General features: G+C 60.5%; 11 protein-coding genes. 8 read left to right on the forward strand and 3 right to left on the reverse strand.

Annotation, left to right across the window (positions count from 1 at the left end; genetic code table 11):
* Positions 1-10: 10 nt before the first annotated feature.
* Positions 11-1138, reverse strand: coding sequence for an acyl-CoA dehydrogenase family protein (locus DOU54_RS24025; protein WP_113731926.1), 1128 nt, complete (start codon positions 1136-1138; stop codon positions 11-13).
* Positions 1139-1440: 302 nt separating this feature from the next.
* Between DOU54_RS24025 and DOU54_RS24030 the strand changes: the two genes are divergently transcribed.
* From DOU54_RS24030 to panB, 8 genes are all read left to right on the forward strand, one after another.
* Positions 1441-1914 (forward strand): Lrp/AsnC family transcriptional regulator, encoded by a 474-nt coding sequence (locus DOU54_RS24030; RefSeq protein WP_004445535.1) that lies wholly within the window; start codon positions 1441-1443, stop codon positions 1912-1914.
* Between the two features lie 75 nt (positions 1915-1989).
* Positions 1990-3162: an isovaleryl-CoA dehydrogenase gene (locus DOU54_RS24035; protein WP_113731927.1), complete on the forward strand. Its 1173-nt coding sequence runs from the start codon at positions 1990-1992 to the stop codon at positions 3160-3162.
* Positions 3163-3171: 9 nt separating this feature from the next.
* Positions 3172-4773, forward strand: a complete 1602-nt coding sequence (locus DOU54_RS24040) for a carboxyl transferase domain-containing protein (RefSeq protein WP_113731928.1) — start codon at positions 3172-3174, stop codon at positions 4771-4773.
* A 7-nt stretch (positions 4774-4780) separates the two neighbouring features.
* A complete protein-coding gene (locus DOU54_RS24045; RefSeq protein WP_113731929.1) occupies positions 4781-6772 on the forward strand; it encodes an acetyl/propionyl/methylcrotonyl-CoA carboxylase subunit alpha in 1992 nt (663 codons plus the stop codon).
* 1 nt (position 6773) lies between these two features.
* Positions 6774-7700, forward strand: a complete 927-nt coding sequence (locus DOU54_RS24050) for a hydroxymethylglutaryl-CoA lyase (RefSeq protein WP_113731930.1) — start codon at positions 6774-6776, stop codon at positions 7698-7700.
* Positions 7690-8466, forward strand: coding sequence for an enoyl-CoA hydratase-related protein (locus DOU54_RS24055; protein ID WP_022562927.1), 777 nt, complete (start codon positions 7690-7692; stop codon positions 8464-8466). The genes DOU54_RS24050 and DOU54_RS24055 overlap by 11 nt, the downstream gene beginning before the upstream one ends.
* A gap of 138 nt (positions 8467-8604) precedes the next feature.
* Positions 8605-9483, forward strand: coding sequence for a pantoate--beta-alanine ligase (gene panC, locus DOU54_RS24060; protein WP_113731931.1), 879 nt, complete (start codon positions 8605-8607; stop codon positions 9481-9483).
* Entirely contained in the window at positions 9480-10322 is an 843-nt protein-coding gene (gene panB, locus DOU54_RS24065) for a 3-methyl-2-oxobutanoate hydroxymethyltransferase (protein WP_113731932.1), read from the forward strand. Before panC ends, panB begins: the two co-directional genes overlap by 4 nt.
* Before the next feature lie 192 nt (positions 10323-10514).
* Here the strand turns inward: panB and rhaI are convergent, their stop codons facing one another.
* Positions 10515-11807 (reverse strand): L-rhamnose catabolism isomerase, encoded by a 1293-nt coding sequence (rhaI, locus tag DOU54_RS24070; RefSeq protein WP_113731933.1) that lies wholly within the window; start codon positions 11805-11807, stop codon positions 10515-10517.
* Between the two features lie 102 nt (positions 11808-11909).
* On the reverse strand, positions 11910-14006 hold the full coding sequence (locus DOU54_RS24075; protein WP_113732092.1) for a bifunctional rhamnulose-1-phosphate aldolase/short-chain dehydrogenase: 2097 nt from the start codon (positions 14004-14006) through the stop codon (positions 11910-11912).
* Positions 14007-14100: the final 94 nt, after the last annotated feature.

Below are 14100 nucleotides of genomic sequence, written 5' to 3' on the forward strand. Positions count from 1 at the left end.
GAAACAACTCTCAAAGGTTTCTTGCGATCACCATCCGCTGGACATCGCTTGTCCCCTCGTAAATCTGGCAGATGCGCACATCGCGATAGATCCGCTCCACCGGATAATCCGCCATGTAGCCATAACCGCCGTGGATCTGGATGGCGTCCGAACAAACGCGTTCGGCCATTTCCGACGCGAAGAGCTTGGCCATCGAGGCTTCCGAAAGACAGGGTTCACCCGCTTCCTTCAGCGCCGCCGCGTGCAGCACCAGCTGCCGCGCCGCCTGAATGCGTGTCGCCATATCCGCGAGACGAAACGCCACCGCCTGATGTTCGATGATCGCCTGCCCGAAGGCCTTGCGCTCGCGGGCATAATCCCGCGCCGCCTCAAACGCCGCCTGCGCCATGCCCACCGCCTGCGCCGCGATGCCGATGCGGCCGCCTTCCAGATTGGCGAGCGCAATGCGGTAACCCTGACCTTCCTCACCGAGCCGTAAATCGGCGGGAATGGCCATGTCGTTGAAAGCGATCTGGCAGGTATCGGACGAGTGAAGGCCGAGCTTTTCTTCGACCCGGATAACCTCATAGCCCGGCGTATCGGTGGGCACGATGAAGGCGCTGATACCCTTCTTGCCTGCCGCTGCATCCGTAACGGCAAAAACAATGACGACATCGCCATTCTTGCCCGAGGTGATGAACTGCTTTGCGCCATCAAGAATATAGCGATCGCCATCGCGACGCGCCCTGGTCTTGAGATTTGAGGCATCGGAGCCAGCCTGTGGTTCGGTCAGCGCAAAGCCGCCGATCCATTCGCCGGAGGCAAGCTTCGGCAGAAAACGCTGCTTCTGGTCCTCGGTCCCGAATTTTAGGATCGGCACGCAACCGACCGAATTATGGACGCTCATGATGGTGGAACAGGCACCGTCCCCCGCAGCGATTTCTTCCAGCGCCAGCGCATAAGCGACAGCACCGGTTTCCGCCCCGCCATACTCTTCGGACACCAGCATGCCGAGGAAGCCGAGCTCGCCCATCGCTTTCAATTCTTCCTCGGGGAAACGGCTTTCCCGGTCACGCGAAGCGGCGCCAGGGGCAAGCCTTTCCCGCGCAAAGTCGCGGGCCATATCTCTGATCTGCTGCTGGGATTCAGTGAGCATCATCGCCGCCTCCCGCCAAGAAGCAGAAGCGTATCAGGCGCGTCGCCAGCTGGAATTGGTCGCGAGGGCTGCCCTTGAAAGCACGGGCGGCCCCATCGATCACGACAGGGTCATGCACAGCCAAATTCACCTCCCTTGGCCAGCCCTGACGTGAGGAACCGGCCCGCCGCAAATCTCCTCCAGACCGCGACTGACGTGAACGCTATCACTATCTCGAATTCATTTCAAAGCTATTTTGATTGACAGTTTTTTGATTGGCGATATCTTTGATCCAACAAATAGTCATATCATAGAGCAAATGATCCATGATTGAGCTCGACAGTTTCGACCAGAAGATTCTGCATGTTCTCGGCGATGACGGGCGGGTCAGCTGGCGGGATCTTGCGGCTCGGATAGGCCTTTCCTTCACGCCAACGTTGCGCCGCGTGCGCAAGCTCGAAGAGGAAGGCATCATTCGCGGCTATACCGCCGTATTCGATGAGAACCGGCTGCTCGGCAATATGGGTGTCTTCATCTCCGTCACGCTGGAGCGGCAGATCAAGGAAGCGCTGACGACATTCGAACATCATGTGGCCTCCATTCCCGAGGTGGTGGGTGGTTACCAGACGAGCGGCAGTTCCGATTATCTGATCCACGCCATGGTGCGGGATCTGCCGCATTACCAGCAGCTGCTGGATTTCCTGACCACCGTTCCCGGCGTGTCGCGCATCCAGTCCAACTTTGCCATCAAGACATTCGTGCGCCGTTCCGCCGCCTTCACCGGGGGTGACACGCCGTAAATAAGGGCTGCCGGCGCGGAGGAGGTGCCGGCTGCTGACAAAAGGGACGGCCCGCCGTCCGGAGGAGGAGACGCGATGAGTTTGAACCTCGCCGCCATTTTCGATGCCGATCTCGGCCCGGAAATCGCAGCATTGCGCGACAGCGCAAGTGCATTTGCCGATGATAAAATCGCCCCGCTGGCGGCCGAGATCGACAGGGACGACCGCTTCCCGCGTCAGCTCTGGCCTGAAATGGGCGAGCTTGGCCTGCACGGCATCACCGTTTCGGAAGAATTCGGCGGCGCCGACATGGGCTATCTCGCCCATTGCGTGGCGATGGAGGAAATAAGCCGGGCTTCCGCCTCCATTGGCCTTTCCTACGGCGCTCATTCCAACCTCTGTATCAACCAGATTCACCGCTGGGGAACGCAAGAGCAGAAGCGCAGATATCTGCCGAAGTTGGTCTCGGGCGAGCATGTCGGTTCGCTTGCCATGAGCGAGACGGAAGCCGGTTCGGATGTCGTCTCGATGCGGCTGAAGGCGGAACGCAGGGGCGACCGCTATGTGCTGAACGGTGCGAAAATGTGGATCACCAACGGCCACGAGGCCGATACGCTGGTGGTTTACGCCAAGACGGATATGTCCGCCGGCCCGCGCGGCATCACGGCCCTCCTGATCGAAAAGGGCTTCAAGGGGTTTCGCCCGGCCCAGAAACTCGACAAGCTCGGCATGCGCGGCTCACCCACATCAGAATTGGTTTTCGAGGATTGCGAGGTGCCGGAGGAAAACATTCTCGGACGCCTCAATGATGGCGTGACGGTGCTGATGAGCGGGCTGGATTACGAACGCGCCGTGCTGGCCGCCGGCCCCGTCGGCATCATGCAGGCAGCCATCGATCTGGTGCTGCCCTATGCCCGCGAGCGTAAGCAATTCGGCAAACCCATCGGTGAATTCCAGCTGGTGCAGGGAAAGCTTGCCGATATCTATTCATCCATGAACGCATCCCGCGCCTATGTTTATGCCGTGGCCCGGGCCTGCGACAATGGCCGCATAACAAGGCAGGATGCGGCAGGCGCGATCCTCTTTGCCGCCGAGCGGGCGACGCAGGTGGCGCTGGATGCGATCCAGCTTCTCGGCGGTTCCGGTTATGTCAATGAAAGCCCGGCCGGACGGCTGCTGCGCGACGCCAAGCTTTATGAGATCGGCGCAGGCACCAGCGAAATCCGCCGGATGCTGATCGGCCGCGAGTTGGTCAAGGGCAACGGGTGAGGACGCGCGATGAAGCTAACATCCAGCCTGAACCGCGATCCCGCCTTCGCTGCCAATGTCGAGTTTATGTCGGATCTGGTGGCTGACCTGCGCCGACAGGTCGAAAAAATCTCCAGAGGCGGCGGCGACAAGGCCCGCGAACGGCATCTTTCCCGTGGCAAATTGCTGGTACGTGACCGCATCGAGACACTTCTTGATCCCGGCAGTCCATTCCTCGAATTCTCGCAATTTGCAGCTTACGAGGTTTATGACGAACCTGTTCCGGCCGCCGGCATTGTCACCGGCATCGGCAGGGTCTCGGGCCGAGAATGTGTAATCGTCGCCAATGATGCGACGGTGAAGGGCGGCACCTATTATCCGCTGACGGTGAAGAAACATTTGCGCGCGCAGGAGATTGCCGCCGAGAACCGCCTGCCCTGTATTTACCTCGTGGATTCCGGCGGCGCGAACCTCCCCAATCAGGACGAAGTGTTTCCCGACCGCGACCATTTCGGCCGTATCTTCTACAATCAGGCCAATATGTCGGCGAAAGGCATCGCCCAGATCGCCGTGGTGATGGGCAGCTGCACGGCGGGCGGGGCCTATGTGCCTGCGATGAGCGACCAGTCCGTGATCGTCAAAAACCAGGGCACCATCTTCCTTGGCGGCCCGCCGCTGGTGAGGGCGGCAACAGGTGAGGTGGTGAGTGCGGAAGAGCTGGGCGGTGCGGATGTGCACTCCCGGCAATCCGGCGTCACCGATCATTTTGCCCATGACGACCGCCACGCGCTGGCGCTGACCCGGCGGATCGTTTCCAGCCTCAAGCGCTGCAAACAGTTGGGGCTGGATATCCGTGAACCGGCAGAACCGCTTTACCCGCCCGAAGAGCTTTACGGCATCGTTCCCGCCGATACGCGCAAACCCTTCGAGGTACGTGAGATCATCGCCCGTCTGGTGGATGGTTCTGAATTTGATGAGTTCAAGGCGCTTTATGGCACGACGCTGGTCTGTGGTTTCGCCCATATCCATGGCTATCCCGTTGGCATCATCGCCAATAACGGCATCCTGTTTTCGGAATCGGCGCTCAAGGGCGCGCATTTCATCGAGCTCTGCTGCCAGCGCGGCATTCCCCTGGTTTTCCTGCAGAACATCACCGGCTTCATGGTCGGCAAGGCCTATGAGGCTGGCGGCATTGCCAAGGATGGCGCCAAGCTCGTCACCGCCGTCGCCTCCGCCAAGGTGCCGAAATTCACCGTCATCATCGGCGGCTCCTTCGGGGCCGGTAATTATGGCATGTGCGGCCGGGCCTATTCGCCCCGCTTCCTCTGGATGTGGCCGAATGCCCGCATTTCCGTGATGGGCGGCGAGCAGGCGGCCTCCGTTCTGGCACAGATTCGCCGCGACGGTATCGAAGCTGATGGCCGGCACTGGTCGAAGGAAGGCGAAGAAGCGTTCAAGCAGCCGATCCGCGAAAAATACGAGCGGGAGGGCCATCCCTATTATGCCAGCGCGCGGCTTTGGGACGACGGTATCATCGACCCAAAGGATACCCGCCTCGTCCTCGGCCTCGGTCTGTCCGCCGCGCTCAACGCACCCATTGAACCCACCCGTTTCGGCATATTCAGGATGTGAGGCGACGATGTTTTCGAAAATACTCATCGCCAACAGGGGCGAGATCGCCTGCCGCATCATCCGTACCGCCCGCAAAATGGGCATTCGTACCGTCGCCGTTTATTCCGATGCCGATCGTGACGCCATGCATGTGGCGCTTGCCGACGAAGCGATCGCCATCGGCGCTGCACCCGCGCGTGCCTCCTATCTCGATGGCGAAAGGATCATCGCCGCAGCGAAGACAAGCGGCGCAGAAGCCATTCATCCGGGTTACGGTTTTCTTTCGGAAAATGCCGGTTTCGCCGAAGCCTGTGCCGCCGCCGGGCTGGTGTTCATCGGCCCACCGGCCGCGGCGATCCGCGCCATGGGCGGCAAAAGCGAAGCAAAGGCACTGATGTCCAAGGCTGGCGTGCCCGTGGTTCCCGGTTATCACGGTAAGGACCAGGCGGAGGAACGGCTGGGAAATGAGGCGGAAGCCATAGGCTATCCCGTCCTGCTCAAGGCTTCGGCCGGCGGCGGCGGCAAGGGCATGCGCATCGTCAGGCAAAAGCGTGAATTTGCGGCGGAACTTGCCGGGGCAAAACGCGAGGCGTCGGCCGCCTTCGGTGATGACCGCATGCTGATCGAAAAATATCTCGAACGGCCGCGCCATGTGGAGGTGCAGATCTTTGCCGATAGCCACGGCAATTGTTTTTCCCTTTTCGAACGTGACTGCTCGATCCAGCGCAGGCATCAGAAGGTTTTGGAAGAAGCCCCTGCCCCCGGCCTGCCGGATGCGCTCAGGCAACGTATGTATGAAGCGGCAACAGCCGCCGCCCGCGCGATCGACTATCGCGGTGCGGGAACCGTGGAATTCCTGCTCGATCCTTCCGGCGCATTCTATTTCATGGAAATGAATACGAGGCTTCAGGTCGAACATCCCGTGACCGAGTATATTACCGGTCTCGATCTGGTCGAATGGCAGATCCGTGTTGCGGATGGTGAAACGTTACCGCAGGACTGGGCCGATCTCAGCATACGTGGTCATGCCATCGAGGCCCGTATCTATGCCGAAGACCCGGCGCATGATTTCCTGCCGTCGGTCGGCACCATCAGCCATCTCGTTTTCCCCGATCAGGGCCCTCACGTCAGGATCGACAGCGGCATCCGCGCCGGCGACGCCATCACCGTGCATTACGATCCGATGATCGCCAAGCTTATCGTCTGGGATCGGGACCGAGCCTCAGCCGTGCGGCGTCTGACGCTGGCGCTGGAAAAGCTGGCGATCTGCGGCGTTACCAGCAACGCCGCGTTTCTGACACGGCTTGCCCGATTGGAAGCTTTCGCCTCAGCCGACCTCGATACGGGTTTCATCACCCGCAACGAGGCTTCGCTCTTTGCTCCAGCCGCGAGTGATGGAAGTGTCATCGCCCTCGCCGCGCTTGGCCTGCTGCTCTCCCGCCGCACAAACGGAATGTCGCAATCAGAGGCGGATCCCCATAGCCCGTGGAACACGAAGGTCGCATTCCGCCTCAACGCACCGGCGCGGGAAACGCTGAATTTCATGTTTGATAACCAGCCGTTAAGCGTCGGCGTCACGCATGAGGGTGATGAATTCACGCTCGCGATCGAGGGGCGGACGATCCGGGCCTACGGCAGCCTTTCCGGTGACGGCCAGCTCCTTGCAACCTTGGACGGCCGGAAAAGTCAGGGCTATTTCTTCGCAGAGACCGGCACCTATGCGCTTTTCCTGCATGGCGAGCCTTACCGCATCAGCCAGCCAGATCCGATCGAAATCGCGGATTCTTCCGTTCACGCCGCTGGCCTGGAAGCTCCCATGCCGGGCGTGATCCGCGCGGTGCTCAGCCGGAACGGTGCTGTCGTGGAGGCCGGCGACGCGCTTGTGGTTATGGAAGCGATGAAGATGGAGCATACTATCCGTGCACCGGCGAAGGGCATCGTCAACGCCATCAATTGCAATGAAGGCGATATGGTCGCGGCCGGCGCGGTGCTGGTGAATTTCGAGCCGGAAGGAGCATGAGATGAGCTTGCCCCGAACCGTCAGGATCGTTGAGGTTGGCGCACGTGACGGCTTGCAGAACGAGACCACCGAGGTTCCGACCGCGACAAAAATCGAGCTGATCGAGCGGCTGGCTGCAGCAGGACTGAGAACGGTGGAAGCGGGCGCTTTCGTCTCACCCAAAAAAGTGCCGCAGATGGCGGGGTCGAAAGAGGTGTTTAGAGGCCTCGAAAGGCGAGCGGGAACGGCCTATCCGGCGCTTGTTCCCAACATGAGAGGTTTCGAAGCTGCCATTGAAGCCGGTGTCACAGAAATCGCGGTTTTCGTGTCCGCCTCCGAAGGTTTCAGCCAGCACAACATCGGCTGTTCGCGCGCCGAAAGCCTAGACCGTCTGCGCGATGTCGCGGATGCCGCTGCCGTGCGAAATATCCGCATGCGCGGTTACCTTTCCTGCATTGCCGGCTGCCCCTATGACGGAGCAGTTGCGCCCGATGACGTGGCGGCGATGGCCGATGCCCTTGTTGCGCTCGGCTGCCATGAAATCTCGCTGGGTGATACGATCGGCATCGGCACGGCGGGCCAGATCCGCAACATCATCGAGCGGGTCTCGGCACATGTCGCGCTTGAAAAACTCGCCATGCATTTCCACGATACCTACGGACAGGGCGTCGCCAACGTGCTGGCTTCGCTTCGACAGGGCATAACCACGTTCGACAGTTCCGTCGCCGGGCTGGGCGGTTGCCCCTTCGCGCCGGGCGCGAGCGGCAACGTCGCCACCGAAGACGTCATTTATCTGCTTTCGGGACTTGGCATAGAAACCGGCGTCGACCTGATGGCCGTGGCGACAACCGGTGACTGGATAAGCGGGCATCTCGGCAGGTCCAATGCAGCGCGTGCCGGCAAGGCACTTCTCACCGCGAAACGGAAGGGTGAAGCCCATGGCAAATGAGGTGTTGAGCGAGAAACGCAAGGATGTTCTGTGGCTGACGCTCAACCGACCGGAGGTGCATAATGCCCTGAATGCCGCGATGACCGATGCGCTCACCCATGCGATCCGCGCAGCCTCCGGCGACCATGGCCTGCGCGCCGTTGTGATAACGGCAGCGGGAGAACGCAGTTTCTGTTCGGGTGCAGATCTGAAGGAAAGTGCGGGCGGCATGTTCCTGTCCCGGGACGGCACGAACCCTATAGCCGACGTCATGCGCGCCATAGAAGGCTGCGACAGGCCCGTCATCGCCCGCATCAATGGCCGGGTTCTGGCGGGCGGGCTTGGCCTCGTTGCCGCCTGCGATCTCGTCTATGCAGCCGATCATGCCGAATTCGGCCTGCCGGAGGTGAAGGTCGGTGTTTTCCCCGCCATGGTCGCAGCGAAACTTCTGGCAAAAATTCCATTGGGCGGGCTTCAGGAAATGGCTTATCTCGGCCACACGGTCAGCGCCAGTGAGGCGACACGTCTCGGGCTCATAAACCGCGCCGTTCCCCTCGCCAGCCTCGACGGCCTGATCGAAGAGGTTCTTGCAACGCTGCGGCACAATGCACCGGGTGCCATCGCGGCCGGAAAGGCGGCGCTGCTCGCCATGCGCGACATGCCATCGGCGGAGCGGCTCGTCTTCGCCGAACGCATCATCGCCGTCGTCAGCGGCAGTGATGAGGCGCGGGAGGGACGTCTGGCCTTTGCGGAAAAACGTCCCCCGCGCTGGACCGGCAAGCCCTGAGGCCAGACAGGCAGGGTGTGTCGATCGCCAACTCCGTTAATCGATATAATGGGTTTGACCGCGTTGACCCCGTTTCACAAATCGCGTTCTATCCAGCACCTTTCGCCGGAGGGTGATCGGGAAGCCGGAGGAGACCCTATGCGCCTTGTAAAAACTGTCGCCGAATTGCGCGATGCGATCGCCGTCTTTCGCCGCGCCGGCAAAACCGTCGGCTTCGTACCGACGATGGGTTTCCTCCATATCGGTCATCTCACGCTGGTTTCCAGAGCGAAGGCGGAAAACGACGTGACGGTGGTTTCCATCTTTGTCAATCCGCTGCAATTCGGCGCCAATGAGGATCTGGCCGGCTATCCGCGCGACCTCGCCCGCGACAGCGCGCTTCTGGAGGAAGCTGGCGTCGACATTCTTTTCGCGCCCGAAGTCTCGGAGATGTATCCGCGTCCAATGGCAACCGTCGTTGACTTGCCGGAACTCGGCAGCCAGCTGGAAGGCGCGGTTCGGCCGGGGCATTTCGCCGGTGTCGCAACCGTGGTGACGAAGCTTTTTAATCTCGTTCAGCCAGATTCGGCCTATTTCGGTGAGAAGGACTATCAGCAGGTAACGTTGATCCGCCGCATGGTCGAGGACCTCGCCCAGCCGGTCAGGGTCGTTCCCGTCACAACCGTGCGGGAGCCGGATGGGCTCGCCTGCTCCTCACGCAACGTCTATCTGAGCGACGAGGAACGCGCCGCCGCCGTAATCGTCCCGCGGGCGCTGAACGAGGCGGAACGGCTTTATGACCTGGGATTGGATGACCCCGCCGCGTTCGAAGCGGCTCTCGAAACATTTATCGCCGCCGAGCCTTTGGCATGTCCCGACGTCGTTGCGGTACGCGATCCCGATACGCTGGCACCCGTTGCTTCCGTGCAGGCAGGGCCAATATTGGTGGCGCTGTTCGTGCGCCTCGGCAGCACAAGGCTTCTCGACAACCGCGTCATCGGCCGCGAGAGAACAGAGAAAAAGGAGGCAGCCCAATGAGCGCCCATGGAAAACAAAAACGGCTGACGACGGCCTCCATCCGGCAGATGAAGGGCGAGGCGCGCATCGTTTGCCTAACCGCCTATACCACACCGATCGCCCGCCTGCTTGACCCGCATTGCGACCTGCTGCTGGTCGGCGATTCCCTCGGCATGGTGCTCTACGGCATGGATACCACAGTCGGCGTGACGCTGGACATGATGATCGCCCATGGCCGCGCCGTCATGCGCGGCGTCGAACATGCCTGCGTCATCGTTGATCTGCCCTTCGGAACCTATCAGGAATCCAAGGAACAGGCCTTCCGCAACGCGGCGCGGCTGATGCAGGAAACCGGCTGCGACGGCGTGAAGCTGGAGGGAGGCGAGGAAATGGCCGAAACCATCGCCTTCCTGGTAGCCCGCGGCATTCCCGTCTTCGGCCATGTCGGTCTGATGCCGCAGCTTGTTCACACGGCCGGCGGCTTCCGCTCGCTGGGGCATTCTGATGCTGAAACGCAAAAGATCTGGCGTGACGCGATTGCGGTGGATCAGGCGGGCGCCTTCGCCATCGTCGTAGAAGGCACAGTCGAGCCGCTGGCCCGCGAGCTGACGGAAAAACTTGCCGCGCCCACCGTTGGCATCGGCGCATCGCCAGCCTGTGACGGGCAGGTGCTGGTTTCCGACGACATGCTCGGCCTCTTCACCGACTTCAAACCGAAATTCGTCAAGCGTTTCGCCGATCTGGGCCCGACGATCTCCGAAGCGGCGGCGGCCTATGCCGATGAGGTTCGCGCAGGGGCGTTTCCCAGGCCCGAACATACGTTTCAGGTGCGCCGACAATCGCCTTCTGGGACGTCGTGAAGGCGCAGCGGGCGGGCGCGCTTCGTGACCAACACCTTCACCTTCGTCATGCTCGGGCCTCTCCCGAGCATCTATTACCGATCGATTTTATGCGAAGCAGGCAGATCCTCGGCACAGTGCCGAGGATGACGTCGAGATAGGGGCAAGGTGTGTAGTCAGCCTTCGCTCCCCCCTGTTCCAACGACACAGAATTTACACAATCCCGCCGCTGCCGCCAATCGAAGCCGGGCGCTTCGCCGCAACCTGCTTGCGATAGCCGCTTGCCCGATAGGCCGCAATCGGATCAATCGCACCGCCTGCCAGTTGCCGCGCCTGAGCGAGAATCGGTTCGACATCGGTGCGATAGGCCCGCTTCAGTACATCTGAAGCCATCAATGCATCATTGTCCTGCTGGTAGCCGTCAAGAGCCACACGATCCACCAGCAGCGCCTGCGCATAGGCGCGACGGATTTCGTTGGCGCTGGAGATCAGGCTTTCGATCGGGTCCGTCACATTATGCGACTGATCGATCATGTGGGCGGGATGGAAACCCTTCACCCCGCGATGTTCGGCGTCGACAAGTTCGCTGAAAACCAGGAACAGGCGGTAAGGGTCGATTGAGCCGGCATCCAGATCGTCATCGCCATATTTGCTGTCGTTGAAGTGGAAACCGCCGAGCTTGCCGAACTGTATCAGCCGGGCGACGATCATTTCGATATTGGTGTTGGGCGCATGGTGACCAAGATCAACGAGGCAGAAGGCCTTGTCGCCGAGCGCGTTGGCGATGAGATAATTGGTGCCCCAATCCTGCACGACGGTGGAATAAAAGGCCGGCTCATACATCTTGTGTTCGGAAAAGATGCGCCAGTCATCGGGCAGCGCCTTGTAGATGTCGGCCATTGCGGCGAGATAACGCTCGAAACTTCTGGTGAAATTGCTCTGTCCGGGGAAGTTGGAGCCATCACCCACCCAGACCGTCAGGGCCTTGGAGCCGATGGCCCTACCGATTTCGATACATTCGAGATTGTGTTCCACCGCCTGCCGGCGTGTGGCGGCGTCGGTGTGGCTGAGCGAGCCATATTTGTAGGAATGGCTCTGGCCCGGAGCATCCGAAAACGTGTTGGAGTTCATGGCGTCGAAGCCGAGACCCCGCGCATCCGCATGGGCTTTCAGGCGTTTCGGGTCTTCCTTGTCCCACGGAATATGAAGTGAAACATTGGGCGTCGCCCGCGTCAGCTGGTTTATGACGGCGCAGTCATCGAGCTTGTCGAAAATGCCGCGCGGTTCGCCCGCGCCGGGAAAACGGGCAAAACGGGTTCCGCCGGTGCCGACGCCCCAGGAGGGCACGGCAACGAAAAATTCGGCGACCCTGGTTGTGACGGCCTCGATATCGATATTGCGGCGCGCGAGCTGGTTGCCAAGCGCCTGATAATCGTCCTTCAAAGCAGCAGCGCGCTTTTCGTTTTCAGCCGCGATCACATCGGCGGCGATTGTCGTCTCGGTCATCTCTTCCTCCCCGGAATCGGTCCAGTGCATGCTAGTTCATCGCCCCAGCTCCGTTATTCCGGCTCAAGGCCAGAGTGACGGAGGTAAGACGTGGAGAAATTTCTACCGCGTAAAACTCTGCGCATTACCCGCATCGACATTGATGATGTTGCCGGTGGACTTTGCGGAGGCGTCGGACGCCAGGAAGTAGATCGCCTCGGCGATATCTTCCGGAAAGACATTGAGTTTTAGCATGGAGCGCTTGCGGTAATGTTCCTCCAGGTCGGTCACTTCGATCTTGGAAGAGGCCGCGCGCTGCTCGCGCCATTCGCCGCTCCAGATCTTCGAACCGCGCAGCACGGCATCGGGATTGACGGTGTTGACGCGAATGCCGGCCTCCGCCCCCTCAAGCGCAAGGCAACGGGCGAGATGAATTTCTGCCGCCTTCGCGGTGCAATAGGCCGAGGCATTGGGCGAAGAGGCGAGGCCGTTCTTGGAAGCGACAAAAACGACGTTGCCGCCGAGATTCTGGCGCCGCAGCAGCCGGAATGCTTCTCGCGAAACGAGGAAATAGCCTGTCGCGAGAATGTCGATATTCTTGTTCCACATGGCAAGCGTCGTATCTTCCACGGGAGCGGAAGAAGCGATGCCGGCATTGGAAACGAGGATATCCACGCCTCCGAATTCCACACTCGCTTCCGCGAAGGCGGAAATCACTGCATTCTCCTGCGTCACGTCAAGCTTGACGGTACGCACCGCATCCGCGCTGTACCGCTTGACGAAATCGCCCTTCGCAGCCTCCAGTGCCGCTTCGTCGATATCGGCCAGCACCACACAGGCACCCTCGCCCGCCAGCCGCTCCGCCGTTGCCCGGCCGATACCGCCGGCGCCGCCAGTAACGAAGGCCACGCGGCCCGCAAGGCTCCTCGGCTTCGGCATGCGCTGCAGCTTCGCTTCTTCCAGCAACCAATATTCGATATCGAAGGCTTCCTGCTCGGGAAGACCCTGATACTCCGACACGGTGGACGCGCCACGCATGACATTAATGGCGTTGACATAAAATTCGCCAGCGATGCGGGCCGTGGCCTTGTCTTTAGCGAAAGACATCATGCCGACGCCGGGGATGAGGAATATCACCGGGTTCGGATCACGCATTTTTGGCGAATTGTCATGGCGGCAAGCTTCATAATAGCGCGTGTAATCCGCGCGATAGTCCTCCAGCGCCTTGTCTAGGCTGGCCGTCAGCGCATCCACATCTGGATTTGCGGTATCGAGATCAAGGATCAGCGGACGAATTTTCGTGCGCAGGAAATGGTCAGGGCAGGATGTGCCCAGCGCACCGAGCGGTTTCAAGTCCTTCGAATTGACGAATTCCAGAACGGCATCCTGATCGTCAAAATGGCCGAGCTTGCGTTCTTCACGTCCGATGCGGCCACGGATTTCCGGCATCAACCGGGCGGCGATGGCCCGACGTTCGGCAACCGGCAGGCTTTTGGCCACTGCCCCGCCGAAGATCACCTTGCCTTCGGTCTTTTCCGCAAACCATTCGATTGCCTTGTTGATGATGGCGAGCGTCAGTTCGTAACACGCCTTGGCGTCGTTATCCCAGGTGAAGAGGCCGTGGCTTTCCAGCACGACGCCCTTGGCTTTCGGATTGGCCTTGACGAAAGCTTCCAGATCAAGGCCCAGCTGGAAACCGGGGCGACGCCAGGGCAGCCAACCGATGTCGTCGCCGAAAATCTGCTGCGTCAATTCCTTCGAGTTTTTCGAGGCGGCGATAGCGATGATCGCATCGGGATGCATATGGTCGACATGATCGTAGGGCACGAAACCATGCAGCGACGTATCGATTGAGGCGGCGCGCGGATTGAGGTTGAAGGTGCAGTGCGGCAGGAAACCGACCATGCGGTCCTCGTCTTCAACGCCCTTATAAATGCCCTTCAGCGCTTCCAGCTTGTCGAGATAAAGCGTTGCAAAACCATCAAGCTTGATGGTGCCGACATCGCCGCCGGAGCCCTTCACCCACATGACGCGGACCTTCTCGCCCGTCAGGGGATCGGTTTCAAGCACCTTTGCCGATGTGTTCCCGCCGCCGTAATTGGTGATGCGCTTGTCGGCACCGAGCAGGTTGGAGCGGTAAAGAAGCTTTCCCGGCTCATCAAGCGTCCTGGCATAAGCGTCGTCCCAACGGCTTTCGAGAAGGCGGGATGTTCCCGTCATGTCTTCCTCCCACATGGTCTTCATTCGCGAACCGACACCGGTCCGCCTCCTTTGACGGCAGGTATCGCGCATCCAAAAGCCCAATGTCAATCAA

Source organism: Agrobacterium sp. MS2 (assembly GCF_003261015.1).
GTDB lineage: Bacteria > Pseudomonadota > Alphaproteobacteria > Rhizobiales > Rhizobiaceae > Agrobacterium > Agrobacterium pusense.

What these genes read in the sequence shown, in the direction of transcription:
- DOU54_RS24025 (WP_113731926.1), bottom strand. Translation starts at nt 1,138, where the DNA reads ATGATGCTCACTGAATCCCAGCAGCAGATCAGAGATATGGCCCGCGAC.
- DOU54_RS24030 (WP_004445535.1), top strand. Translation starts at nt 1,441, where the DNA reads ATGATTGAGCTCGACAGTTTCGACCAGAAGATTCTGCATGTTCTCGGC.
- DOU54_RS24035 (WP_113731927.1), top strand. Translation starts at nt 1,990, where the DNA reads ATGAGTTTGAACCTCGCCGCCATTTTCGATGCCGATCTCGGCCCGGAA.
- DOU54_RS24040 (WP_113731928.1), top strand. Translation starts at nt 3,172, where the DNA reads ATGAAGCTAACATCCAGCCTGAACCGCGATCCCGCCTTCGCTGCCAAT.
- DOU54_RS24045 (WP_113731929.1), top strand. Translation starts at nt 4,781, where the DNA reads ATGTTTTCGAAAATACTCATCGCCAACAGGGGCGAGATCGCCTGCCGC.
- DOU54_RS24050 (WP_113731930.1), top strand. Translation starts at nt 6,774, where the DNA reads ATGAGCTTGCCCCGAACCGTCAGGATCGTTGAGGTTGGCGCACGTGAC.
- DOU54_RS24055 (WP_022562927.1), top strand. Translation starts at nt 7,690, where the DNA reads ATGGCAAATGAGGTGTTGAGCGAGAAACGCAAGGATGTTCTGTGGCTG.
- panC (WP_113731931.1), top strand. Translation starts at nt 8,605, where the DNA reads ATGCGCCTTGTAAAAACTGTCGCCGAATTGCGCGATGCGATCGCCGTC.
- panB (WP_113731932.1), top strand. Translation starts at nt 9,480, where the DNA reads ATGAGCGCCCATGGAAAACAAAAACGGCTGACGACGGCCTCCATCCGG.
- rhaI (WP_113731933.1), bottom strand. Translation starts at nt 11,807, where the DNA reads ATGACCGAGACGACAATCGCCGCCGATGTGATCGCGGCTGAAAACGAA.
- DOU54_RS24075 (WP_113732092.1), bottom strand. Translation starts at nt 14,006, where the DNA reads ATGACGGGAACATCCCGCCTTCTCGAAAGCCGTTGGGACGACGCTTAT.